Genomic DNA, 25,151 nt, shown 5'->3' with positions numbered 1-25,151 from the left:
CCGTTGAAGGAACAACCCAAGCTACTGCAACAATGTGATTCATTGATTCGGTTGCATTGCTGGCACAGCGCCAGGCGTGGGGGTAATGGTGGGATTTTACGTTCGAAAAAGCCTGAAGGCCGGTCCGTTCAGATTTAATCTGAGTAAGTCCGGTCTGGGCGTCAGTGCCGGGGTTCCGGGCTTTCGGGTGGGCTCCGGCCCTCGCGGCAACTACGTGCGCATGGGGTCCGGGGGCGTCTTCTATCAGGCATCTCTCGGTGATGGCCGGCGACCCAGTCAGGCAGGCCAGCATCCCAGGCTCCCTGCAGCTTCCATACCAGCATCCGCTGATGTGGTTTTTGAGGACCAACGTGGTGCCAGCATCCAGGCACTTGCCCCGACGTCCGCTAACGACCTTGTTCAGCAGCTCAACGAGGCAGCAGGGCGCAAGCCGCTAACGCGTTGGGTCGTCATCGCGGTTGTTCTGTTGGGCTTGATCACGATGCCTTTTGGACTCCTGATCTGGTTGCTGGGCATTCCCCTGATTTGGTGGGTCGTTCAGCGGGACCGGGGACGGCGTTCTGTGGTGATTTTCTACGATGTCAATGACGAGCACGCCCGCCAGTTCCAAGCGCTCGTCGACGCCGGAAACTCGTTAGGACAGTCGCAGAAGCTCTGGCGCATCAACGAAGCTGGTTCGCTACGGGCGGGGTACCAGCAAAAGGTCAACGCTGGTGCAACGGCGTTGGTGGGCCGCTCCGTTGTTGGGGTTACGCATAATGGACCGAGGGAGCTGATGACGAACATTGCTGTGCCGGGCGTAACTGCCGACGGCACATCAATGTACTTCCTACCAGACCGCATCCTCCTCGGCCGCAAAGGCGCCTTCACTGACATCCCCTATGCCTCACTGCGGATTCAGGAGCGACTGACCAATTTCATCGAATCCCCCGGGGTAACGCCTTCGGATGCCGTGCAGGTCGGATCGACCTGGCAGTACGTAAACAAGAAGGGCGGCCCCGACCGCCGGTTCAAGAACAATCCGGTGCTGCCCATCATGAAGTACACGGAGCTCGAACTAAGCACCGTGGCCGGCTTCCGGTGGATTTTTCAGGTATCAAGCGCACAGGCCGCTTCCTTCTTCGCCAAGGGCCTACACTCTGCCGCGGCTTTCGAAGCACCCGCCATCCCTGCCCCTGGCTTCTCCAGTCCTCCAAGCATCCCCGAACCCGTGGATCTGCCGGAGCTGGCTGCGCCTCCGCCAGCTGAACCTGCGCTGGTTCCTGTACCGGAGAATAAACCCCCGATGGCGGAGCCAGCATTACCAGCTGCTGCGGTCAAACGTGAGCCTCGATGGTGTGGAGCGAATGAGTCGCTGGACCTCGGCCACGGTATCCGCATCCCAGGGATGGTCTATGCCGGACAAGGCCTTACTTCCCCCCGAGGAGGTGTGGAGCCGTCACTGATCGATCCCACGCTTCGGGTCGATCACCGTAATCCGGACTTGTCGGGCGAGTGTCTGGGCTATTGGCCCTCTTATGCAGACATCACCCCGGCGGGTCGGGCAGCCTATCTTGCCTGGCTCGCACAGGGCCGCCGAGTCGCGGAGACGCCGATAGGCTACGTTTTCCTTTTCATGTATGGGCTCGAACGCCGCGTCTTCGTTGACATCGCCAAGCATCCAGAGCTTGCCCCGGAACTAATCGGGATCAGGTCGGAGATGAACGATCTCCTTACGGTTTACGGTGATTCACATGGGTCGTTCGACTCTTACGCGTCCCGTTTCATTGATGTCATCGACTTCCTCATGCTCCAGGCAGTCGATGACTTTCCCTCGCCGCCGGCCCTGACGGAATCACAGTGGGAGGTTCCCGTGGCGCTTCGCGTTGTCTTGGGTACCTTTGCCGCTGACGGTAAGACTATCCCCGCGGATTGGGCCTTGGCATGGGCGTGGTTCCATCCTGAAATCGCCGTCCGCACCCCGGCGACGCGCTGCACGGAAGAATTCACGCGTCTTTTCCGCCTGTGCTACCGCCGAAGCTATGGAGACGGATTCACCGTCCGGCCGGGCGCTTCGAAAGTGCGGCTCGACTATACAACGGCCAGCTCCCAAATCGGGGTCATAAGCATGACCATCGGCGAGACACCCGACGTCTTCGCCCTGAGGGCACCTCAAAAGAAGCTTGCTGCCTTGTTCGACGAGGTCACGGCGGAACTGGATGCCTACAGCAGGTGGCTCGGCCGCAACCCGGACAAAGCCGGATCCCTGGCCGCCGCTGCACTGCTGCCAAATGACCTCCTCGTTGATGCAGACGGGCCGGTCGGCGACTTCCGGGCTTGGGTGCAGGGAAAACTCGAAGACCACAAGACAGTGGAAATCTCCGGAAAGGCGCTCTTTGAGCACTGGCAACCCAACAACACAGAGAAATTGTCGAAACCCGAGGCGGTCAATCTGGCGGCTCTTCTGGACAGTTTTGAGGTCGGTATCGAACCCGACGTCCGCTTCGGCGGGCAAGCCATTACCACGATCACGCCGGTTATCCTGTTCCGGACCCAGCCCGGCAGCCCCCACTCCGCGACATCGTCCTACAACACCGCGCTGACCATGACCCACATGGCGGCCGCCGTGATCGCAGCCGACGACGATGTCTCGGCCATGGAACTCGATCACCTCTCGTCCCATCTCGAGTCATCCCTGCAGCTGACAGAGCCCGAGCGAACACGCCTGCGAGCCCATCTTCAATGGTTGGTGGCATCAAAGGTGAAGCTCACCGGCTTGACGAAACGACTCAACACCCTCACCGACGCACAAAAGGCCGCGTGGGGCGACATGCTGGTCACATTGGCGGCCGCCGACGGCCGCATCGCACCGAGCGAAGTCAGCATCCTTCAGAAAATCTACAAACTCCTCGACCTTGACACCAGCATGGTCACCAGCCGCCTCCACTCCGTCATCACAGGACAAAACGCCCCCGCGGCGGGGCCTGTTATGGTGCGCCCAGCCGGGAACCTCGATCCGGGCTACCCCATCCCCGCACCCCCAACCTTGGCAGCTCCGGAGGCGGCCCCATCAGGCAGATACTCGCTCGACGCCCCGACGATCCAAGCAAAATTGGCCGAAACCGCGGAAGTGTCCGCGCTCCTGGGTGACATCTTCAGCGAGGACACCCCCGGCACCACCGACTCCCCCGCACCACCGAACGCCTCACCCGGTACAAGCCCCGCCGAGGAATCGGCGGCCCCGGCCGTTGGTGACCTGGACCCGGCCCATTCCAAGCTCGTCCGGGCGTTGGCTGGACGTGAACAACTTCCATGGACGGACTTTGAAGACCTCGCAGCACAATACGGGCTGCTCCCTGAAGGGGCCAAGGACACGGTCAACGAAGCCGCGCTGGACGCCTCCGACGAGCCCCTTCTTGAAGGCGACGAAACCCTGACCATCAATTCCTACGCACTGCAGGAGCTCCTGGCATGACGACCTCCCCACACACGGCCATCCGCCCGCGCGAACGCGACGCCCTGCTGCAGTCACTTCGATCGGGAGTTGTTCCCCGGCTCGGCCAGCAGCACGTCCAAGTTGGACGGGTCAACGAAGTCAAAGCCCTCCTTTCCGATATCAACAGGATTACTGACGGCGGCTCCGGCAGCCGATTCGTCGTTGGAGACTACGGTTCCGGGAAGACGTTCTTCCTGCATGTCGTGCGTTCCATCGCCCTGCAGCAGAAACTTGTCACCGTCCACGCCGACCTCTCCCCGGACCGAAGACTTCACGCCACTGGTGGACAAGCGCGCAGCCTCTATGCCGAACTCACGCGCAATATGGCCACGCGGGCAAAACCTGACGGCGGCGCAATGTCCAGCGTCGTCGAGCGGTTCGTCACTCAGGCAATGACGGAATCCCGGGACACCGGCACACCCGTTCAGAGCATCATCCGCAGGAGCCTCAGCGAACTCACCGAACTCACCGGCGGCTACGACTTCGCCGAAGTCATCGCCAAGTACTGGCAGGGACACGACACCGGCAACGAACAGCTCAAATCAGACGCGGTTCGATGGTTGCGGGGAGAATTCTCCACCCGCACCGATGCCCGCGCAGCCTTGGGCGTTAGAACCACGGTTGATGACTCCAACTTCTACGACCAGCTCAAGCTTCTCGCCCGCTTCGTCCGCTTGGCCGGTTTCGGAGGAATCCTCATCTGCCTCGATGAGATGGTCAACCTCTACAAACTGGCCAACACTCAGGCGCGCAACTCCAACTATGAACAAATCCTGAGGATCCTGAACGACTCCACCCAAGGCACCGCCGCGGGCCTCGGGTTCATCTTCGGTGGAACACCCGACTTCCTGCTCGACCCACGCCGCGGCCTGTACTCGTACGCCGCACTGCAGTCACGCCTGGAGGAGAACAGCTACGCCATCGACGGCCTCGTGGACTATTCCGGACCCGTCCTTCGCCTGGCTAGCCTGACGCCAGAAGATTTCTACGTCCTGCTGACCAAACTCCGCCATGTCCAGGCGGCCGGCGACGAGACGGCCTACCTCATCAGCGACGAAGGAATCACCCAGTACATGAGCCACTGCTCCCAGCGCATTGGCGACGCCTACTTCCGCACACCACGGAACACCATCAAAGGCTTCCTGGACCTGCTCGCCGTGCTCGAACAAAACCCCGACCACGCCTTGGAGGACCTGATCACCGGATTGCGGCTCGAGCGGGAGACCAACCCCGACCTCGCGCCCCTGGAATCCAACGAAGTCCTGTCCCCCGCGCCGTCCGGCCCACGCGAATTCGATAATGACCTCGCCGCAGCTGAAGATCGTAGAGCAACGAACGACACGGACGATGAGCTTTCAACCTTCAAGCTCTGAACCATCCGCGGCCCATAAGGCATTTGGGCTGCTCCACCGAAACGTTCAGTCCTGGATTTGGGAGCAAAAATGGGAGCATCTGCGACCTGCCCAGGCCGAAGCCGTTGAACCGATCCTCCGCGGCGATACCGACGTCATCATCAGTGCTGCGACAGCATCCGGCAAGACGGAAGCAGCATGGCTTCCGATCCTCTCATCGCTGGCGCACGCACAGGAGAGGTCAGCGCTGCCCACGGGAGTGAAGGCCCTGTACGTCTCACCCCTGAAAGCCCTGATCAACGATCAGTACGGCCGCCTTGAAGCCCTTGCCGGCAAAACGGGCATGCCAATGCATCGCCGTCACGGTGACGTCGGAGACAGCGCCCGCCGCGCCCTGAAGGAGTCACCCGACGGGCTGCTGCTCATCACGCCCGAGTCCCTGGAAGCCATGTTCGTCATTCAAGGTACCCGGGTTCCCGCCCTGCTCAATGGACTGCAGTACGTGGTGATCGATGAACTGCATTCCTTCATCGGGACTGAGCGCGGAGCCCAGCTGCAATCCTTGCTGCACCGGGTGGAGCTTGCCGTCCGACGGCGTGTTCCCCGTATTGGTCTCTCTGCCACGCTCTCCGACCCCATCATCGCGGCACGCTTCCTTAGGTTCGACAAGGCAGACGACGTCCGCGTCATAGGAGGACACGATGACGACGCGGCCGAACTCCGGATGCAACTGCGCGGATACGTCAGCAACGGAGACAACCCCACCAGCGAAGATGAACCCGCCGACATCGATCCGGGCAAACAAGCCATCGCAGAGCACCTCTTCCGCCACTTGCGAGGACAGGACAACCTAGTCTTCGCCAATTCGCGGGCCAGCGTGGAAACGTATGCAGACTTGCTTAAAGGCATCAGTGACCACGCCCGGATCCGAAACGAATTCTTCCCCCACCACGGAAACCTGTCCAAGGAATACCGGGAAGATGTCGAGTCCCGGCTACGGGCAGCGGACACACCAACAACAGCGGTCTGCACCTCAACACTCGAGATGGGAATCGATATCGGCTCCGCCGACACCGTCGCCCAAATCGGAGCCCCGGGAAGTGTTTCCGGTCTGCGCCAACGATTGGGAAGGTCGGGACGAAGAGGGAAACCCGCCACCCTGCGCCTGTACGTATCGGAACGACCGGTCAATCACCGAACCCCTCCCATGGACCAGTTACGCGCCGAACTCTTCGAAACTGTCGCCACTGTCGAACTACTTCTCGAAAAATGGTACGAACCACCCAACACCGACGGTCTCCACCTCTCCACCCTGATCCAACAGACCTTGTCCGTGATCGCCCAGCACGGCGGTGCGACAGCGGCCGAGCTCCACACTGCACTATGCAAAACCGGACCGTTCAGCCATATCGATCAACCCATGTACATCCAGCTGCTCCGCAACCTGGGAACCCGCGACATCATCACGCAGTCCTCCGACGGCACTCTTCTGCCTGGAACCACGGGCGAGCGGCTCATCAACCACTACAGCTTCTACACTGCCTTCCAAACAGCAGAGGAGTACCGCCTCATCTCCTCAGGCCGGGCCCTCGGATCCATCCCCATTGACCACCCGCTCGTTGAAGGGGGACTTCTAATCTTCGCAGGACGCCGGTGGCGTGTCCTTGACGTGGATACATCCAGCAAAGTCATCAACCTCGCACAGGCAGGAGGCGGCCGGCCACCAGCGTTCGCTGGCAGCGGCATCCAGATCGCCGAGGGCATACGCCAACGAATGAAACAGCTCTACGAGGAAACATATGTGCCCGTCTACCTGGACGAAACGGCACGGACTCTTTTCGCAGAAGGCAGGGCGGCGTACGACAGACTCGGCCTCAGAGCGAACCAGCTCATCGTCTGGGGCGATGACACACTACTTTTCCCCTGGACCGGTGACAGGACCATGAACACGCTCCACGTGCTTCTTGGCGCCGAAAACTTTGAATCAAGCCTCGACGGTCTCGGACTGACGCTCCGAAAGACGACTCCTGGGGAAGTGGCCACCCTTCTTGGACATCTAGCAACAACCCCGCCGCCCGAGCCGTCAGCAGTCGCCAGCAGCGTTGCCGTGAAAGAGCGCGACAAACACGACGCCCTCCTCGACGATGAGCTACTCACGCACTCCTATGCAGCCGCAGCGCTCGACATCAAGAAAACCTGGCCACTCGTCAAGAAACTGGCCGAGGCGACAGCCCACTTGGGCAACGACCCGGCAACGTATCAGCCAAAACCGTCCAGTAAACCGACCAACGAACCTCTCAATGACCTCGCGCAGCTCGGGCCTTATGCGGTCATCGACATCGAAACAACGGGCTTCTCGTCACGGCAGGACCGCATCGTTGAAATCGCCATCGTGCACGTCAGCGAACACGGAACAGTGCACGACGTCTGGTCCACACTCATCAACCCAGACCGATCAACCGGACCTAGCCACATCCACAGAATCACCAACAACGCCGTCAAGGACGCCCCCCGCTTCAAAGACGTGCTTCCCGCAGTCCAGCAACAACTCGCCGGACGAACGCTAGTGGCACACAACGCAGACTTCGACCTTGGCTTCCTCAGATCCGAATTCCAACGCGCCGGAGCCACCGTCCCGGACTGGCCTTCGACGTGCACGATGCAGCTGACAAAGCGTTACTACCCGGGAGAAAAAGCTTCCCTAGCTGAAATCTGCAAACGGCTGAACATCGAAACCGGAGAAGCACATACCGCAGCCGCGGACGCTCTGGCCGCCGCACGACTACTCTCGACGTATATAAAATTGAGCTGAAGGTAGCGGTTCGCTGTCGGTGACTTCAAACGCTCAGGCGGTCCGCAGTACAGGCCATGGCCCAAAGGACGGGCCGCAACCATCCGCGGCAGTCGCCTGAGGAAATCCTGGACACTTTGGACGAGATTTACGGCATGCAGGCTGCCACGGCTTTCATACGCCCTCTTCTCTGACCGCCCACCGCCGAGCGGGGAAACGCCGATAACAGCGCATATGACATTTCACAGGCATCGAGCCCCGTGAGCCGGACCTCGGCTCGAACGAGCTGGAACGGCGTCGTGCCGGGGGCCGGCCTCGGACTCAGTCGCTGTCGGTAGGGCATTTCGCCTCCGCCGCCATCCAGCCCGCCCAGGGGCACCGCACCGACCTCGCCTGCACCTATGAGGCGAGGCGGCCAAACGACTCAATAATTCTCATCCCTCCGCCCTGGAACGAGCTGGCGCACACACTGCAACATTCACACCGCAACATTCACACCTCTGGCACCCAAGGCGCGGCCGTGAGCCCCGGCTCACGGTCGGGTCATGCGGCTACGCGATGCGAGACAGATGAATCAACGTGAGCACGAATTATTGCAAGGCGTCCGAGGGCGGCTTTAATCCGTCCCAGGCGTCGAAACGCTTCTGTTCGCCTGTAGCACCGATAGACCAGGCGAACGTCGGCCGGGGGTCTTCTTACAGCCGGCGCCAGGCCGACCCGCGAGGCAAGGCGTAGAGCATGACGATGTCGATCGCCCGGCTCTCTGCCCAGTCCGGGCTCAGGTATCTGTTCAAGACCACCATGATGGATGATCTGACGCTCGCCCCGGTTGATACCACCGGTTATTACCTGAAGGCCGGCACGCCACCGGGACGCTGGATCGGTTCGGGGCTGCTTGGCATTAACCGCGCCGTCGAAGATGCCGTCACGGAAACCGACGCGAAAGCAATCTTTGAGTACGCCGTCCACCCGGACACCGCCGCTCCTTTGGGACGGCCACACAGCAAACCCACGGTCGTTAAAACGGCTCAGGGCCGGACCGAAACGCGCAATGCCGTCGTCGGCTTCGACCTTACCTTCAGCGTCCCGAAATCCGTGTCGGTCCTCTGGGCATTGAGTCCGCGTTCGGTCCAGGACGAAATCCTGCGAACCCACCACGCCACCGTCAAAGCCGCCATGGAATGGCTCGAAGATTCGGTCATCCACACCCGTTCCGGACGCGGCGGCATCGCCCACCTCGGCACCAGGGGTGCGATCGCCGCCGCCTTCGACCATTGGGAATCACGTGCCGGGGATCCACAACTGCACACCCACGTGGTCATCGCCAACCGTGTCCAACGCATCACCGACGATGCCTGGGTCACCTTGGACTCCCGAACCCTCTACAAGGCCGCCGTCGCTGCCAGCGAGCGCTACAACGGCCTGTTATTCGACGCCCTCTACCGGAACCTGGGCACTGATACAGAAATCCGCGCCCCGGCTTCGAGCACTCACAACCCCAGCCAGCATCTCACTGGCATCGACGACGATCTGGTCCGCGAATTCTCGAACCGCTCCCGCCTCATCGACCTTGAAACCGACAAGCTCGTCGCCGAATGGGCCACACAGCACGGCGCTCCCCCGACGGCAACCACCACCCTCAAACTCCGCCAACAAGCAACCCTCTCCACCAGAACCCCTAAACCCCAAACCATCGCGCCACTCCATGAGCTCTCGGCCCAATGGCACGCGCGGGCGAAGGTCAGGGGTTTCGAGCCGGGCCTCGTCCTGGCCGACACCATTCACCGCTCACACCCAACACCGTTCACCTCCAACGACTTCACCGGGAACTGGATCGACGCCGTCGCCGCCGTGACCCGGCAACGGGTTGCGGCCAAGCGCGCCACCTGGAATCGCTGGAATCTCCTCGCCGAAGCCGAACGAGTGTGCGCCGACGTCCGCTGCGAAACTCCCGGGGACCGTAACGCGATGATCGACGCCGTCGCGAGCGCCGCAGAAACTCAGTCCGTCGCGCTCAACGAACACCGATACAGCCTCCCACCGGACGCCCGGCCCGACCTCCGGAATGGAGACCGGGCGGTGTTCGACTTCCACGGCTCCCGTCTCTACACCGACACCCGGACTTTGGCCTGCGAAGATTCCGTGATGGCAGCGAGGGACGACGACGGCGGACCCGCCGTGCGCCCCGCCCTCGCCATGGAGGCACTCACCAAATACCGACATCACGGTCGCTTTGAGCTGCACGCCGACCAGCGCGCCGTCGCCGGCGAGGTCCTCTCGAGCGGCAACCGGCTGGACGCCGTGGTCGGACCTGCCGGTACCGGCAAAACCACCACGCTCGGCGCGATCAAGGCAGCCTGGGAAACAGTGCACGGTGCGGGTAGTGTCATCGGGCTCGCGCCGGCTGCGGCGAGCGCAGAAATCCTAGGCCGCGAACTAGCAATGACAACGGAGAATGTCGCCAAGTGGCTGCACGAATCAGTCGGTCAAGGCGTCGCCCAACGGGCAGAGCGGTTCTTCACTCTGGAGCGGCGACTCGGCGATGCCGCGATCCCTCGAAGTCCTCTGGCGACCCGTCTGGCGCAGCAAGCTACATGGCTCGCCGCGGAACAAAACAGATGGCGGTTCCACCCCAACCAGCTCGTCGTCGTCGATGAGGCCTCAATGGTGTCGACAGCCCAGCTGTCTTCCCTGGTTACCCAGGCCAGGGACGCCGGAGCCAAGATCCTACTGGTCGGTGACCCTGCCCAGCTCGACGCGATCGACGCCGGCGGCATCCTCGGCTGGCTGGACCGGCAACACAAAACCGCCCGGCTGACCACCATCTGGCGCTTCGACCAGCCCTGGGAACGGGACGCCTCCCTGCAACTCCGTGCCGGGAACTATTCGGCCATCGCCGCGTACGACCGGCACCAGCGGCTGCGCCACGGGAACTACCTGGACATGATCGACCTGGCCTACTTGAACTGGCACACCGATACCCTCGCCGAAAAGACATCCATCCTTATCGCCCCGGACAACGACAGCGTCCACATGCTCAACGAACGCGCCCAGACAGACCGCGTCAACCAAGGCGCCGTGGATGCCGAACAGACGGTCATGATCAGCGACGGGGAACGGGCCGGACGGGGGGACACCATCATCGCCCGCCGCAACGACCGCACCCTCAGGGACAGCGCCGGCGGCTTCATCCGTAACGGAACACTGCTCGACGTCGTCCGCGTATCCGGGCTCGACGGCTCACTCCTGGCCGCCCGGCGAGACACCGGCGCAACCGCCATTCTGCGCCGTGACTATCTTGAAGCCTCGGTCGAGCTCGGATACGCGACCACGGCACACCGAGCGCAAGGCATCACCGTCGACACCAGCCATACAGTCGTAACCCAAGGACGCCTCACCCGAGAACTGTTCTATGTGGGCATGAGCCGCGGACGCACCGGAAACCACGCCTACGTCTGCGAAAACGACCCGCTCGACGACGAGGTTCTCGACCCTGCCGCGCGGCCGTCCTGGCGCCAGATCCTTGCCGAGGTCCTCGCCGCCGAAGGCGCTGAACGCACTGCCCACGAAACCCTCGAAACAGAACAAGCAACTGGAGGCAGCCTGGAACGGCTCAGCGCGGAATACGACTACCTCGCTCAAATCGCCGGGGCAGAAGACCTGTCCAAGGTAGTCGAGTGCCACGGCACCGGGGCAGTTGCCGAGTTGCAGCAATCACCTTCCTGGGGTGCGGCCGTGGCGGCCTGGCGCCGTGCATCGTCAATCAACCGCCCGGGCGCAGAACGCCTTGTACGCGGCGTTGTGGAAACGGGCGCCTCCGCAAAGGACCCTGCAGCCGTCCTTCACCACCAGTTCCATCAATACATCGCCAAGATGCCGAGGAACGGGCCAGCCGATATACCCGAAAGTGTCCGGACAGCTCGTCCCGACCTCGCCAACTTAATGGAACAGGTCCGGGCTCGGATCCAACACCGACAAGAACAGGTAACTCAGGACGCTTTGATGCTGGAGACCGACTGGAAGCACAACCTTCTCGAGTCCCTGCCTCCACTTGTCCCATCAGAAGACGTTCTCGAAGTCCTTCGGGGCGTGGCGATCTTCAGAGACAGGTGGGGCATCGGCGACTCTCCGCTCCCCTTGGGTCCTGTGCCTGCAGACTACGAATGGGCCCAGCAAAAGGAACGCGCCGGCCTTGAACAAGCCATCGACGAAGTTGCTCGCTACCGCCCGCCAGAGGATCTGGCTACCACAAACTGGGTCAACAACGGTCCCCACACGCAAGGATCACCTACTGCTGATGGATGGCAACTTTAAGCCCGGACCAGAAGAGGGCGGCCAAGCCCAGTCAAGCGCACCCCCGACCCTGTAGATCCATCTACAGGCTCGATGGCAGCAACGTCATGCGGTCCAGAGCGCTTACTCCCATGAACCAGTACCATGCCGGCAATAGACACAGCGGAGACCCTCATGACGACAGTGCCAGAACGCAGCAGCTCAGTAGACGCAGCGGAGGACAAATGGCTGACGCCAAAAGAGATTTGCGCACAGCTCCAAATTCCGGAGCAGACTTTCTACCAGTGGCGCGCGAAGCACGTGGGTCCGCCGGCGTACCGTATCGGAAGGCATCTGCGGATCAGCAGTCGGGACTTCGCCGCGTGGCTTTCCCTGCACGCGGAGCAATAGCTCGCGGCGAAGGAACATGAGCAGGCAACCGACTCCTCTCGGCACGTGGGGAGTCGTAAGCATTGATCGGGCTACGGCCAAGACGTGGCGCGCGCGGGCGCACTACCGCGACATGGACGGGAAGCTCCGCAAGGTAGAGGCCCGTGGCCCGTCAGCTGCCTCGGCGCGTCAGCAACTGCACCTCAAGCTGCAGCATCGTCAGACACCCCGCAACTCCATGGTGAGCGCGGCCAGCACGATCGCTCAATTGGCCGAGGTCTTCCTGGTGGAGCTGGAGCGATCCGATAAGGCTTCCAGAACCAAAGACAAGTACGCCACGACCGTCGAGAAATACATTGCCCCAAAGCTGGCATCCATCCGGATAGGTGAAGCGTCGCCCGGAGTCATCGACTACTTCATCCGGAACGTTGCCGACGACACGGGACCGTCCACGGCGAGGACCTGCGGAGCGGTGCTTTCCTGGATGTTCAAAATTGCCCTCCGACACGACGCCGTGTCCGTCAATCCTGTCCTTGGCCTGTCCATTCCAAGGACGCAAACGGCCAAACCTCAAGCACTGGACGCTGCACAATTCCAGGAACTCCGGACCAAGCTGATCGCTTGGGAAAAGGAACCTGCCCTGGGCCGGCCCCGGACTCAGGAGCTCCACGAAATGGTCGATTTCCTCATCAGCACTGGAGTAAGACCTGGCGAACTCCTCGCGTTGCGCTGGGACGATCTCGACTTGGAATCCGATCCACCAACGATCTTCGTCAATGCAACGGTCATCAGGACGAGCAACGGGGGCGTCGCCATCCAGAACCATCCGAAATCCCAGCACGGCATTCGCCATGTCACCGTGCCTGCCTACCTGGTCGCTCAGCTTCAGGACAGGCGGGAACGACAGGTGAAGGCCCTCACGCCCAACCCGCTCAATCTGATCTTTCCTTCGTCCACGGGTACCGTCAGCGACGCGAACAACGTCGGAAAGATCTGGCGCAAGGCAGCGGACTCCATCGGATTCGGCTGGGTCACCCTCAAGACGTTCCGCAAAGCGAATGCAACCCTCATAGCCAGAACCATGGGCGTTGAGGCCGCAGCCTACCAGGCAGGGCATTCCAAGGTCTCAATGACCGCCAAGCATTACGTCGAGGAGTACAAGGAAGCCCTGGACACCCGCGCGGTCCTCGAACCGTTCAAGCCCCAGCCTGGTCCATCGATGAGGTGAAAATCGCCCTCACAGAGGACGTTCCTGAAACTCAAAATGGTGAGTTTATGGTGAGTTATGTCGGAATGAGCCCACTTTGGGCGCCCGTCGTGTAATAAAACCGCAGGTCAACGCCGCTTGAGAGCCCCCTGTCGGATTCGAACCGACGACCCCCGCTTTACAAGAGCGGTGCTCTGGCCAACTGAGCTAAGGAGGCGTGCCCCTGGGGGCGGCACCGTGAAGGCGCTAGATAAGGGTAGCCCAACTCCCGCCGGGCGTAAAAACGCCGGATGGCCCGCCGGGTAAACCGTAAGGGCCCGCCCCGGAAAGGTTCCGGAACGAGCCCCTGCGGATGACGGGGTTTAGCCCTTGGCGGCGATGGCTGCCTTCAGGAAGTCCGGGAATGGCGTCTGGGCGCTGTCTCCCTTGCCCCACTGCTTGCCATCAACGAAGACGGTGGGGGTCCCGCTCACCCCGATGGCCGCGGCTTCCTTCGTCGCGTACTTCACGTACGGACGGTAGGTCTTGTCATCCACGCAGGAACCGATGTTGACGCCCATATCGGAGGCCATCTTCTTCAGGTCGTTGTCGGAAAGGCCGGCGCTGCCTTCTGCAGGCTGCTGGGCGTACAGGGCGTTGAAGTAGTCGGCGTACTTCTCCGGAGCCGTGTTGGCCACACAGGCGGCGGCGTTGGCGGCGCGGGACGAGTAGTTGGTGGTGGACCGGCTGTCCAGGAAGCCCAGCGGCCGGTATTCCACGGTGATCTTGCCGTCGTTGCGCAAGGTGGTGAGCTGGTCGTTGTACTGCGTCTCGAAGTTCTTGCAGACCGGGCAGATGAAGTCGACGTAGAGGACAACCTTCACCGGCTTGCCGGCCTCCGCCTCGGCACCGGGAGCCACCACTTCAGCCGGCGGCGTCTTCGGGGCATCCCCCAGGGAGGCCGCGTCAACCGTAGCGGGCTCCGTCTTGGCCACGGCCGTGTTGGCCAGCAGGGTCACGCCCCCGTGCACGTTGGCGTTGGCAGGCGTGGGCCCCTGGTCCGCAACCGGGGCATTCCGCTGGATGTTGCCCGCAACCACAAGTCCGACCACCACCAGGATGGCAATCACAGCCACCACGATGCCCCAGCCGATCATCAGCTTGTTGCGCTTGTCCTTTTTTGCCTGGGCTTCCCGGATGAGGCGCGCCTTTTCGCGGGCCTCCGCGGTTCGCTCAGCCTTGGACTTACGTACTTCGTTTGCAGGGCTCATGAGTTCCTTGGGTCGGTCGACGTAGGGGGACCACGTGGTGGCACCCCCAACATTTTAGGGGAGAAAACTTGGAGCTTGCGGTTTCAACTATTCCTCCGGGTTGACCAACGGACGAATAGCCCCGATGATTCCGTCCGGCTAGGGTGGCTTAGAGGCACAAGCAACCCCAGGGGGCCGCAATGCAAACACCCGTCCAGGAAAAACCCGCCGGCACGGCGACGGCCGGCAGTTCCGGTTCAGGCCACACCGGCCATACGAAGTACGACTTCATGGTGGTCTCCAACAGGCTGCCGGTTGACCGCGTTGCGCCGGGAGACGACAGCGACGACGGGTCAGGCTGGCGCCGCTCCCCCGGGGGCCTCGTGACCGCCCTCGCCCCCATGATGACCAAGACGGATGGCGCCTGGGTGGGCTGGCACGGCGCACCGGATGAGACCGTCAAGCCGTTCAGCCACGGCGGGATGGACCTGGTCCCCGTCCAGCTCAGCACGGACGACGTGGAGCTCTACTACGAGGGTTTCTCCAACGCCACGCTGTGGCCGCTCTACCACGACGTCATTGCTCCTCCGGAGTTCCACAGGACCTGGTGGGATGCGTACCGCCGGGTCAACCGCAGGTTCGCCGACGCCGTGGTCCGCCACGCGGACCAGGGTGCCACCGTCTGGGTCCAGGACTACCAGCTGCAGCTGGTGCCGCGCATGCTCCGCGAAGCACGGCCGGACCTCCGGATCGGGTTCTTCAACCACATCCCATTCCCGCCACCGGAAATCTTTGCCCAGCTCCCCTGGCGCCAGGCCATCATCGACGGCTTGCTCGGCGCCGACCTGGTGGGATTCCAGCGGCCCAGCGACGCGGGGAACTTCATGCGCTCCGCCCGCCGCTTCCTGGGTGCCAGCGTGAAGCAGCAGCAGGTGCACGTCAAGGACCACACCGGCCAGCTGACCCATATCGCCCGGGCGCAGGCCTTCCCCATCTCAATCGACGTCAAGCAGATCACCGAACTTGCTGCCAGGCCGGACATCATCGAACGCGCCCGGCAAATCCGGCAGGATCTGGGCAACCCCAAAACCATCCTGCTGGGCGTGGACCGGCTGGATTACACCAAGGGCATCCGGCACCGGCTCAAGGCCTTCGAAGAGCTCCTGGCGGATGGCCGGCTCACAGTGGGCGATGCCACGCTGATCCAGGTCGCCTCCCCCAGCCGTGAACGCGTGGAACAGTACAGGCTCCTCCGCGAGGAGGTGGAGGGCACTGTGGGCCACATCAACGGCACCTACGACACCCTCGAAAACACCGCAGTCCGCTACCTGCACCATAGCTACCCCGTGGAGGAGATGGTGGCGCTGTACCTGGCGGCGGACGTCATGCTGGTCACCGCCCTGCGTGACGGGATGAACCTGGTGGCCAAGGAGTACGTCACCGCCCGCAACAACAATGACGGCGCACTGGTCCTCAGCGAATTCGCGGGCGCTGCGGACCAGCTCAAGCAGGCCCTGCTGGTCAACCCGCATGACATCGCAGGCTTGAAGAACACCATCATGGCCGCTGTGGAACTGAGTCCCCGCGAAGCCTCACGGCGCATGCGGTCCATGCGCCGGCAGATCCTGGACCACGACGTGGACCACTGGTCCGCCGACTTCCTGCGCGCCCTGAACGAGAAAGTGGTCCGCGATGACTCCTGACGGCCGCCACACCAAAGCGCCGCTGGCGCTCTCCCCCGAACTCCGCCAAGCCCTTCGCCGGATAGCCGGGACAGAGCACCTGCTGGTGGCGATGGACTTTGACGGGACCATGGCCCCCATCGTCGGCCGGGCCCAGGATGCGCGGCCGCTTCCACGCTCGGCCGCAGCCTTGGCCGGCCTCGCCGTGCTTCCACGCACGACGACGGCGCTCATCTCCGGAAGGGCCCTCGCCAGCCTGAGGGAGGTGGCGTCCCCGCCGGTGGACACTCTGCTGATCGGCAGCCACGGCGCGGAAGCATGGCTCGGCCCGGGTTCCACGGAGCTGGCCCTGGACGGGGACCGGAAGGCGCTCCTCGCGGAAGTGCGCGCTGAACTGGCAGCCATTGTCGAGGAAGCGCCCGGCACGTCCCTCGAGGACAAACCCGCCGGCGTGGTGCTGCACACCCGCCTTGCCTCGGATGACGTGGCAGAGGACGCCGTGTCAGCCGCCCGGTCGGTCCTCCAGGACCGCAAAGGCGTCTACCTGAAAGAAGGCAAACGCGTCCTCGAGACCTCCGTGGTCAATGCCTCGAAGGGTGAAGGTGTCACCTTCCTTCGGCAAGCCACCGGGGCCACCGCCGTACTGTTCGCCGGCGATGATGTAACGGACGAGGACGCGTTTGGCCGGCTTGAGCCCGGGGATGTCGGGGTCAAAGTGGGCCTCGACTTCACCCAGGCCCAATACCGGGTGGAGGCACCAGTCCACATAGCCGAGCTGCTGGAGGCCCTGCTCCAGGAGCGGAGCATCGCCGTGGCCGAAGAGGACCCGCAAGCCGCGTCCAGCTAGGATGTGGCCGGCGCCACCTGTGACGTTCGTAACATTTGCGCTAAAGGGAGCAGCCTCTGGCATACTCTTTGTGTGATGTGGCGCACAACCAGCGTGCGGCGTCACGCCGTGCTCCGCGCCCAAACGCGGAGCACCTTGCAGGAACACAACTGAATAAACATGAACCATTCACAACGGATCGTCCGGCACGTACCTGCCGGTGAAGGGATTGATAACTGTGGCTACAGTTACTTTTGACAACGCTACGCGTCTGTACCCGGGCACAGATAAGCCCGCCGTCGATAAGCTCAACATCGACATCGCCGATGGCGAATTCCTGGTCCTCGTCGGACCCTCCGGTTGCGGCAAGTCCACCTCCCTGCGCATGCTCGCAGGCCTTGAGGACGTCAATGCAGGCCGCATCCTGATCGGTGACCGCGACGTCACCGATGTTCCCCCGAAGGACCGCGACATCGCGATGGTCTTCCAGAACTACGCGCTGTACCCGCACATGACTGTGGCCGACAACATGGGCTTCGCCCTGAAGATCGCCGGCGTCTCCAAGGAAGAGCGCGCCGAGCGCGTCCGTGAAGCCGCCAAGCTCCTTGACCTGGAGCAGTACCTGGACCGCAAGCCGAAGGCACTGTCCGGTGGCCAGCGCCAGCGTGTTGCCATGGGCCGCGCAATCGTCCGTAACCCGCAGGTGTTCCTCATGGACGAACCGCTGTCCAACCTGGACGCCAAGCTCCGTGTCCAGACCCGCACCCAGATCGCGTCCCTGACCCGTCGTCTCGGCGTCACCACCGTGTACGTGACGCACGACCAGGTTGAGGCCATGACCATGGGTGACCGCGTGGCAGTGCTGAAGGACGGCCTGCTGCAGCAGGTCGACACCCCGCGCAACCTGTACGACCGCCCCAAGAACGTCTTCGTTGCCGGCTTCATCGGCTCCCCCGCCATGAACCTGCTGGAACTTCCCGTCGTCGACGGCGGCGTGCAGTTCGGCGGCACCGTCTACCCCGTGCCGCGGGACGTCCTCGAAGAGGCGCATGGCTCCACCGTCACGCTGGGCAGCCGCCCCGAAGACCTGGAGACCGCGCCGCACGGTGAGGGCCTGAAGGTGGAGGTGGACGTCGTCGAAGAACTCGGCGCCGATGCCTACGTTTACGGCCACACCAACCTTGACGGCAAGGACCACGACATCGTGGCCCGCGTCGACGGCCGGCGTCCTCCGATGAAGGGCGAGGTCATCTACGTCCGTCCGCAGTCCGGCCACGTGCACCTGTTCGACACCAAGACCGGCCTTCGCCTCGGCGACTGATTTCGGTAGCTCCACCCTGCGGCGGCCCACTCACCGGTGGGCCGCCGTCGGCTTTTAAGCCTGCCTGTGCAGGAATTTAGCTGCCCCGCCCCGAGTACGGAAGAATTGAGCCATGACCGAGGAATACAGCGCCCAGTGGCACGACGAACCCACAGACTACGCGCAGATCGGCAAGCTGCCCCGGTTTGTGGCAGCCAGCGCGGATGACAACAAGGCGGCCTCGGTAGCCTCGTCACTGAACATCACCGCGGCGGCCGCAGACCCCGAACTGCTGGACCTGCCCTGGCACATTGCCCTGGAGGAATGGCCGGCACAATACCTGGCAGCACTGCCCCGCGGCATCTCCCGGCACATCGTACGCTTCGCCCACCTGGGCGGATCGGTGATCGCCATCAAGGAAACCTCCGAGCATGTGGCTCGCCACGAATACCACATGCTGCGCAAACTGGCCCGGCTGGACGTCCCCTGCGTTGAGCCGGTGGCCGTGATCACCGGGCGCACCACCCCGGACGGACGCCCGCTCAACCCGGTCCTCGTAACGCGCCACCTGAAGTTCTCCATGCCCTACCGTGCACTCTTTTCGCAGATGCTGCGCAAGGACACCCTCACGCGCCTGATTGACGCGCAGGCGCTGCTCATGGTGCGCCTGCACCTCATCGGTTTCTACTGGGGCGACGTCTCACTCTCCAACACCTTGTTCCGCCGCGATGCCGGCGCTTTCGCCGCCTACCTCGTCGACGCTGAAACGGGAGAGCTCTACCCCGACCTCTCCCAGGGCCAACGCGAGTACGACCTGGAGATCGCCCGCGTGAACATCGCGGGCGAGCTGATGGACCTGCTGGACGGCGGCCTCATCGAGGAAAAGGTGGACCCCGTGGCCACCAGCGAGCTGATCATGGACAGCTACCGCCGGCTGTGGGCTGAGCTGACCGAGAAAGAATCCTTTGAACTCGGCGAGCGCTGGCGGGTGGGCGCGCGTATCCGGCGGTTGAACGAACTCGGCTTCGACGTCGAGGAATACGCCATCAAGACCACGCAGAACGGTTCCACCATCCAACTGCAGCCCAAGGTGGTGGACGCGGGGCATCACCAGCGCCGCCTGCTGCGGCTTACCGGCCTGGATGCCCAGGAGAACCAGGCGCGCCGCCTCCTCAATGACATGGACTCATTCCGGGCGGACAACAACCCGGACATGGACGAGGAATACAGCGCCCACCTCTGGGTCAGCCAGATCTTCGAACCCATTGTCCGCTCCATCCCCAGGGACCTCTCCGGCAAGCTCGAGCACGCCGAAGTGGTGCACGAGGTCCTGGAACACCGGTGGTACATGTCCGAGAAGCAGGAACGCCACATCCCGCTGGCAGAAGCCGTGCAGTCCTACATCGATTCCATCCTGCGGCACCGGCGCGACGAGGCTGCCATCATGCTCAACCCGGACACTGAGCTGCTGAAGATCCTTGAAGTGGAAAAGGAGGAGTCGCGCTACGGCGCCGATGAGTCCCCCGACGAATATCCGGACGCTGACGACTGAGTCCTAGATGGCCTTTCCGGGGTTGAGGATTCCCTCGGGATCGAACAGGTCCTTGATCCTGCGCTGGAGCTGCCGGACCTGCTCCGGCTGTTCCTGGCCCAGCCACCGCAGCTTATACTGTCCCACGCCGTGCTCCCCCGTAATGGTGCCGCCCATGGCGAGCGCCGCGGTGATGGACTCGTCCAGCGCCGCCTGCAGCCGGCCCATGGCGCCGGCGTCAATGGCGGGGCCCTGCCTGTCGATCCAGAATGTAGGGTGCAGGTTGCCGTCGCCGGCATGGGCCACCACTTTCAGGTGCACCTGCTGCGCGGCGGCCATGGCCTCCAGCGCTGCAACGTAATCGACCAGGCGCGACCTCGGCACAGCCACATCTTCACCCACACGGTATTCGTCGTCCACCTCGGTGCCCCTGCTGTGCCGCCGGAGCTCCACCAGCCGTTCGGCTTCTGCGCTGGCTTCCGTGGTCACGGTGGCCCCACCCTCACGCAGGACGTGGCGCACCACATCAGCTTCTGCGGCGGCCCCGAACCCGTCCGTCTGCACCAGCAGCAGGGATCGGCCGCGTGCGGAGAGGTCGGAGCCGTGGATGTCATCCAGCTGGGTGAGTGTGCCGCCGTCGAGCAGCTCCATGATCGCCGGCTGGACGCGGGCCTTGCCCACGGCAAGCACGCCGGCAGCAGCCGTCCTGAAGTCCGGGTAGAAGGCGGCCACCGTGTGGACTTCCCGGGGCAGGTACTTCAGCCGCACGGTAATCCCGACGACGATGCCCAGCGTCCCTTCGGACCCCACGAAGAGGCCGGTGAGGTCATACCCCGCCACGCCCTTGAAGGTCTGGTGGCCCGTATGGATGAGCGAACCGTCAGCCAGGACTACGTCCAGGGCCAGAACAGAGTCCCTGGTGACACCGTACTTGGCGCACCGCAGCCCGCCGGCATTGGTCGCCACGTTGCCGCCAATGGTGGAACTGCGGAAACTGGCGGGATCCGGAGCGTACATCAGGCCGTGCCCTGCGGCGGCTTCATTCAGGGCTGCGTTGACTACCCCGGGCTCCACCACGGCGGTCTCGTCATCCGGGTTCAAAGCGAGGATGCGGTCCATCCGCTCCAGCGACAGGACGATGCAGTTTCTCGTGGCGTGGGCACCCCCGGAAACACCGGTTCCGGCACCGCGGGGCACGATCGCCACGCCGCTGTCCGCGCACGCCTTCACCACCGCCTGCACCTCGGCCACGGTCTCCGGAAACACCACTGCGACGGGAAGCTGGAAGTCGATGACGGGCGCCTGGTCCACGGCGTACCGGCGGAGCGACACCTCGCTCACGTCCAGCTGGCTTGGGCCGAGGACGGCTTCCAGCTCGTCAACGATGCTTCCCACAAAGCCTCCACCCGTCGTCGGACATATCCTTCCCAGTCTAAGACTGGCCGCGTGCCGGGCAGGGGGATACACAGGCTGCAATCGCTTCCAGTTACTTTTCGAGGAGACGTCTGCAGGGAAGCCGTAATTCGGTAACGTAAAGAATGGAAGCGTTTTCACTTAATCGCGTCCCGTAGCTATGCTGGCTTCCATGTCTGTCGATACTGTGATCCAGGACACTTCGGCTGTTGCCGGTCCATTGACTCTCGTCCACGCCGCCGACACTGCTCCCGGCTGGTGGCGCTCTGCCGTGATCTATCAGGTGTACCCGCGGTCATTCCGCGATGTGAACGGCGACGGCGTGGGCGACCTGGCGGGCATCACAGAGGAATTGCCGCACCTCGCGGACCTGGGCGTGGACGCCGTCTGGCTGTCCCCATTCTTCCGTTCCCCTCAGCGGGACGCCGGGTACGACGTCAGCGATTACTGCGATGTGGACCCGATCTTCGGTACCCTCAGCGACTTCGACGTGATGATGGCCGAATCACACCGCCTGGGCCTGCGGGTGATCGTGGACCTCGTCCCCAACCACTGCTCGGACCAGCACCCGGCCTTCCAGGCGGCCCTCGCGGCGCCGGCGGGAAGCCCGGAGCGGGAAATGTTCATCTTCCGCGACGGAACCGGCCCCGACGGGCAGGAACCGCCAAACAACTGGCAGTCGCACTTTGGCGGACCGGCCTGGACCCGCGTCCCGGGGCCGGACGGGCAGCCGGGCCAGTGGTACCTGCATCTCTTCGATTCCTCCCAGCCGGACTTCAACTGGGACAATCCCGCTGTCCACGCCGAGTTCGAGCGGGTGCTCCGTTTTTGGCTGGACCGCGGCGTCTCCGGTTTCCGCGTGGACGTGGCGCACGCCCTGGTCAAGGCACCGGGCCTTCCGGCGTGGGGCGGCCGCGCCGATGGCGGCAACAGCGACGGATATCCGGGCCACGAAGCGCCCATGTTCGGCCAGCCGGCCGTCCACGACATTTACCGCAAGTGGCGCTTGATCCTGGACGGGTACGGACCGGACCGGATTCTCTGTGCCGAGGCAAGTGTTGACCTGCAGCGGCTGGCCCATTGGGTACGGCCCGATGAGATGCACCAGGCGTTCAACTTTCCCTATCTCCACGCAGGCCTGGACGTGTTCCGGCTGCGCTCGGTCATCACCGACTCCCTGAGAGTCCTCGATGGCGTGGGGGCACCAAGCACGTGGGTGCTTTCAAACCACGATGTGGTTCGACATGCCACCCGCTTTGGATACAACGGGCCAGGTCCCCGGGATGGGGACGGCATCGGCCCCTCCGATCCCCAGCCCGATGAAGAACTTGGCAGGCGTCGTGCCGCCGCTGCTTCGTTGTTCATGCTGGGACTGCCAGGGGCCGCCTACCTCTACCAGGGCGAAGAGTTGGGATTGCCGGACGGCATAGAAATCCCGGGGCACCTTCGCCAGGACCCGACCTTCACCCGGACCGCCGGCCAGCGGCTGGGACGTGACGGCTGCCGGGTACCGCTGCCATGGCGGGCGGGGGACCGCCACCTTGGCTTTGGCCCGGGGGAAGACCCCTGGCTTCCCATCCCTGCCTCTTTCGGGAAGCTGGCGCGGGATCAGCAGGCTGCCTCGCCGTCGTCGCACCTGTCCCTTTACCGGGACGCCCTGGCACGCCGCCGGGAGCTGGACCTGGGCAGGGGATCACTGTCCTGGGTTGAGGACTGGTGCACCGGATCCTCGTTGGGCTATCTGAACGGCACTACGCTGGTGCTTATGAACCTCAACCACGAGCCACTGGTCATGCCGTCCGGCCAGGTCCTGATCCGCAGCCTGCCGGGAGGCACAGCCGATGCCCTTGCTTCCGGTGAGACCGCCTGGATTGAAATTGGACCGGACTCCGCGGCCGACTGACCATGGCGGGTATCAAAGAGGTTGCCAGCAGGGCCGGGCTCTCCGTGGCCACTGTTTCAAGGGCGCTGAGCGGCAAGTCCAACGTCTCGGCCAGGAGCCGGCGGCTCGCACAGGATGCGGCGAAAGAACTTGGTTTCGTGCCTTCGTACCACGCGTCCAGCCTGGCGTCCGGACGCAACCACAATATTGGCCTTGTGGTTCCCACCGTTCAACGGTGGTACTTCTCCTCCGTCCTGGAAGGCGTTTCGGAGACCCTGCTGGACGCAGGGTACGACCTGACGCTGTACAACGTCGGAGAGCAGCCTGAGCACCGCAGCAGCATCCTGACCGACTTCCTGCTGCGCAAACGCCTCGACGCCGTCATCGCCGTAGCGCTGGTCCTCAGCGAGGATGAGATTGGCCAGCTGCTGGCTGTCCACCGTCCCATCGTGGGCATTGGAGGGGCGCTGCGCGGCGCCTCCACCATAAGGATCGACGACGAAGGCCTGGCCGCGGTGGCCACCCGCCACCTGATCGGGCTGGGACATACCAGGATCGCCCACATCACGGGCGATGGGGAGCTGAACCGTGACTTCAAGCTTCCCAAGCTTCGCCAGAAGGGTTTCGCCGCGGCCATGGCAGCAGCGGGGCTGACGGTCCGGCAGGAGTGGAATGCCTCGGCCGACTTCACCATCCAAGGGGCTTACGCGGCCGGACGCAAACTTCTGGGGAGCAGTTCCGAGCGTCCCACCGCGGTCTTCGCGGCCTCTGATGAGATGGCTGTGGGCATCATGCTGGCCGCCCGGGATTTTGGGCTTCAGGTGCCCCGTGATCTCTCCGTGGTGGGGATTGACGGGCACGACCTCGCCGAGACCTTCGGCCTCACCACCATCAACCAGGATCCGCGGGGACAGGGCAGGCTGGCTGCAGCCACTGCCCTGGCCCTACTGAACAGGTCCAGCGGGGATTGCGACGGCGGCCGGGACGTAACTGCCTTGCACGACCAGGAGTACCCCACGGAGTTTGTCATCAGGAACAGTACCGGGGTGCCGCCGGACGGCGACACGGCGCGGGCGTAGCCAAACGCCGGGAAGTGCCTGACGGCTCAGGCGGCTGTCCCCATGAACCGGGTGTACTTCTCCAGGATCATCGGCCAGGCTTCCGCATACTCCTGCCGGGCAGCACCAGGGTCCTCGGCGCCTTCCCACCCTTCGTGGAAAACGCGGACTTCTGTTCCGGCTTCGACGGCCCGGAACACCACCAACAGCTCCGTGGACCACAAAGCAGTAGTGCCCGGGTGCCATGTCGCATGGAAGGACAGGGGCGGCTGCCAGTCATCGAGGGTTCCCCAGATGCTGGTCCGGCCGTCGTCTGCTGTTTCGAGGATTAAGTTCTCTTCGAACTCCACATAGGAGCCGGCGCCGTATACACCGTGCTGCTCCAAGGGCCACCACAGATGGGTATGGTCGGTGAAGCCAGCAAACGCACGGGACACAGGGCCAGGCACGACAACTGTGTTGATCACGGGTCCCAGGGAGCCGGAAGCCGGCTGCCCTTCGTCGCCGAAAGGAACCTGCGCATGGCTGAAGATGCTGCTCATGGGGGACCATCCTATCCGCGGATCCTGAAGCACGGCTGCTTGTGCTGCATCGGTTAAAGTCACAGGGCCCTGACATTCCTTGTCAGGGCCCTATCTAATGTGTGTCCGGCGGTGACCTACTCTCCCACACCCTCCCGGGTGCAGTACCATCGGCGCTGTGGGTCTTAGCTTCCGGGTTCGGAATGGGACCGGGCGTTTCCC

At 63.4% G+C, this 25,151-nt stretch carries 15 protein-coding genes, 1 tRNA gene and 1 rRNA gene; 12 read left to right on the top strand and 5 right to left on the bottom strand.

Going from position 1 to position 25,151, the window contains the following annotated elements:
* Window positions 1-85 precede the first annotated feature (85 nt).
* The 6 genes from AB0313_RS18445 to AB0313_RS18420 all read left to right on the top strand — a co-directional run bounded on the left by AB0313_RS18445 (window position 86) and on the right by AB0313_RS18420 (window position 13,508).
* The gene (locus AB0313_RS18445; RefSeq protein WP_366307403.1) at window positions 86-3,454 is read left to right on the top strand and encodes a TerB N-terminal domain-containing protein; all 3,369 of its coding nucleotides are present in this window, start codon (window positions 86-88) and stop codon (window positions 3,452-3,454) included.
* Window positions 3,451-4,848 carry an ATP-binding protein gene (locus AB0313_RS18440; protein WP_366307351.1) on the top strand — a complete coding sequence of 466 codons (1,398 nt, stop codon included), beginning with the start codon at window positions 3,451-3,453 and terminating at the stop codon, window positions 4,846-4,848. Before AB0313_RS18445 ends, AB0313_RS18440 begins: the two co-directional genes overlap by 4 nt.
* Window positions 4,823-7,639 carry a DEAD/DEAH box helicase gene (locus tag AB0313_RS18435; protein WP_366307349.1) on the top strand — a complete coding sequence of 939 codons (2,817 nt, stop codon included), beginning with the start codon at window positions 4,823-4,825 and terminating at the stop codon, window positions 7,637-7,639. The genes AB0313_RS18440 and AB0313_RS18435 overlap by 26 nt, the downstream gene beginning before the upstream one ends.
* 717 nt (window positions 7,640-8,356) lie before the next feature.
* A complete protein-coding gene (gene mobF / locus AB0313_RS18430) occupies window positions 8,357-11,932 on the top strand; it encodes a MobF family relaxase (RefSeq protein ID WP_366307347.1) in 3,576 nt (1,191 codons plus the stop codon).
* Between the two features lie 123 nt (window positions 11,933-12,055).
* Entirely contained in the window at window positions 12,056-12,301 is a 246-nt protein-coding gene (locus tag AB0313_RS18425; RefSeq protein WP_366307345.1) for a helix-turn-helix domain-containing protein, read from the top strand.
* Between the two features lie 16 nt (window positions 12,302-12,317).
* Complete coding sequence (locus tag AB0313_RS18420) at window positions 12,318-13,508, top strand: site-specific integrase (protein ID WP_366307343.1); 1,191 nt, start codon at window positions 12,318-12,320, stop codon at window positions 13,506-13,508.
* Window positions 13,509-13,630: 122 nt separating this feature from the next.
* Here AB0313_RS18420 and AB0313_RS18415 read toward each other — a convergent pair.
* Window positions 13,631-13,704 (bottom strand) — tRNA-Thr (locus AB0313_RS18415).
* 145 nt (window positions 13,705-13,849) lie between these two features.
* Window positions 13,850-14,737 (bottom strand): thioredoxin domain-containing protein, encoded by an 888-nt coding sequence (locus AB0313_RS18410; protein WP_366307341.1) that lies wholly within the window; start codon window positions 14,735-14,737, stop codon window positions 13,850-13,852.
* Window positions 14,738-14,916: 179 nt separating this feature from the next.
* Between AB0313_RS18410 and AB0313_RS18405 the strand changes: the two genes are divergently transcribed.
* The 4 genes from AB0313_RS18405 to AB0313_RS18390 all read left to right on the top strand — a co-directional run bounded on the left by AB0313_RS18405 (window position 14,917) and on the right by AB0313_RS18390 (window position 20,076).
* A complete protein-coding gene (locus tag AB0313_RS18405; RefSeq protein ID WP_141943627.1) occupies window positions 14,917-16,419 on the top strand; it encodes a trehalose-6-phosphate synthase in 1,503 nt (500 codons plus the stop codon).
* Window positions 16,409-17,245 carry a trehalose-phosphatase gene (gene otsB, locus AB0313_RS18400; protein ID WP_366307339.1) on the top strand — a complete coding sequence of 279 codons (837 nt, stop codon included), beginning with the start codon at window positions 16,409-16,411 and terminating at the stop codon, window positions 17,243-17,245. Before AB0313_RS18405 ends, otsB begins: the two co-directional genes overlap by 11 nt.
* 217 nt (window positions 17,246-17,462) lie before the next feature.
* Entirely contained in the window at window positions 17,463-18,545 is a 1,083-nt protein-coding gene (ugpC, locus tag AB0313_RS18395) for a sn-glycerol-3-phosphate ABC transporter ATP-binding protein UgpC (protein ID WP_141943631.1), read from the top strand.
* Window positions 18,546-18,657: 112 nt separating this feature from the next.
* Complete coding sequence (locus tag AB0313_RS18390) at window positions 18,658-20,076, top strand: DUF4032 domain-containing protein (RefSeq protein ID WP_141943633.1); 1,419 nt, start codon at window positions 18,658-18,660, stop codon at window positions 20,074-20,076.
* Window positions 20,077-20,079: 3 nt separating this feature from the next.
* On the opposite strand, the gene AB0313_RS18385 is transcribed toward AB0313_RS18390, so the two are convergent.
* Window positions 20,080-21,450, bottom strand: coding sequence for an FAD-linked oxidase C-terminal domain-containing protein (locus tag AB0313_RS18385; protein WP_366307337.1), 1,371 nt, complete (start codon window positions 21,448-21,450; stop codon window positions 20,080-20,082).
* A gap of 190 nt (window positions 21,451-21,640) precedes the next feature.
* Between AB0313_RS18385 and AB0313_RS18380 the strand changes: the two genes are divergently transcribed.
* On the top strand, window positions 21,641-23,371 hold the full coding sequence (locus tag AB0313_RS18380) for a glycoside hydrolase family 13 protein (protein WP_366307335.1): 1,731 nt from the start codon (window positions 21,641-21,643) through the stop codon (window positions 23,369-23,371).
* Window positions 23,372-23,373: 2 nt separating this feature from the next.
* A complete protein-coding gene (locus AB0313_RS18375; protein ID WP_366307333.1) occupies window positions 23,374-24,429 on the top strand; it encodes a LacI family DNA-binding transcriptional regulator in 1,056 nt (351 codons plus the stop codon).
* Window positions 24,430-24,455: 26 nt separating this feature from the next.
* Here the strand turns inward: AB0313_RS18375 and AB0313_RS18370 are convergent, their stop codons facing one another.
* Both AB0313_RS18370 and rrf read right to left on the bottom strand, forming a co-directional pair.
* Window positions 24,456-24,950 (bottom strand): hypothetical protein, encoded by a 495-nt coding sequence (locus AB0313_RS18370; RefSeq protein ID WP_141943642.1) that lies wholly within the window; start codon window positions 24,948-24,950, stop codon window positions 24,456-24,458.
* Between the two features lie 103 nt (window positions 24,951-25,053).
* Window positions 25,054-25,151 (bottom strand): 5S ribosomal RNA (gene rrf / locus AB0313_RS18365); the annotation flags it as partial.

This window comes from Pseudarthrobacter sp. NPDC080039, assembly GCF_040702335.1.
Taxonomy (GTDB): Bacteria; Actinomycetota; Actinomycetes; order Actinomycetales; family Micrococcaceae; genus Arthrobacter; species Arthrobacter enclensis_A.
This window is presented reverse-complemented; position numbering and strand designations above follow the sequence as displayed.